Genomic DNA, 313 nt, shown 5'->3' on the forward strand with positions numbered 1-313 from the left:
ATGTACAAGACGGGCGTTTGCCCGATGCGCTTTGGGTGCCATCCCCCAACTTTGGCCCGCGTCCGCCAGAGGCGGTTGTGTCTTTGCTGGTGATTCATAACATCAGTTTGCCTCCAGGTCAGTTTGGCACGGGGTGTGTGCCGCGATTTTTCACTAATCAGCTGGCTGCGGATGAGCATCCCTATTTTGCGGGCATTGCCGATTTGAAGGTCTCAATTAATTTTCTGATCGAGCGGGACGGTACGCTTTACCAGTTTGTGTATGGTAATGACCGTGCCTGGCACTCTTGAGCTTCATGTTACAAATGTCGACC

Annotated in this window: 1 protein-coding gene; it reads left to right on the top strand. The window is 52.4% G+C overall.

The features are described from left to right. On the top strand, window positions 1-290 hold a 290-nt coding region (locus Q4563_RS18415; RefSeq protein WP_303605538.1), incomplete at its 5' end, for an N-acetylmuramoyl-L-alanine amidase. Between the last annotated feature and the right edge of the window lie 23 nt (window positions 291-313).

The sequence above is a fragment of the Gilvimarinus sp. 1_MG-2023 genome, from assembly GCF_030548285.1.